Origin of the sequence: Mesorhizobium sp. M5C.F.Ca.ET.164.01.1.1, from assembly GCF_004792125.1 — a bacterium.
GTDB lineage: Bacteria > Pseudomonadota > Alphaproteobacteria > Rhizobiales > Rhizobiaceae > Mesorhizobium > Mesorhizobium wenxiniae.
The window spans coordinates 1-302 of sequence record NZ_SRTG01000469.1 but is presented as its reverse complement, the minus strand read 5'-3'; the positions used below and the strand labels follow the sequence as shown (position 1 = coordinate 302).

Annotated in this window: 1 protein-coding gene; it reads right to left on the bottom strand. The window is 54.0% G+C overall.

Annotated elements, in window-relative coordinates:
• Nucleotides 1–121: 121 nt before the first annotated feature.
• Nucleotides 122–298, bottom strand: coding sequence for a YegP family protein (locus EN807_RS34320; RefSeq protein WP_135903099.1), 177 nt, complete (start codon nucleotides 296–298; stop codon nucleotides 122–124).
• Between the last annotated feature and the right edge of the window lie 4 nt (nucleotides 299–302).

Sequence of the window (302 nt, the reverse complement as noted above, 5' to 3'; positions counted from 1 at the left end):
TAGGAGATCACGGCTTCACTTGCCCTAGCGCAACAAGTGCTAGTGCCGAGCCGAGGCTCGCTCCGAAGCCAATGTGCTCCAGCTTCAGAACTGCCGCAGCACTGTGTGGAGTCGAAGGCGATTAGCTATTGTCGTCGACCGGCGCACTCGGGCCATTTTTCTTGATCGAGTCGATGGCGTTCTGAGCGCTGGATTTGCTTGAGTAGCCCTCGGTCGAGAATATCACCTCGCTGTTGTACTTGAAGCGAACGCGATACTCGCCAGCTTTGTCCTTATAGATTTCGAACTTATGTGCCATGGAT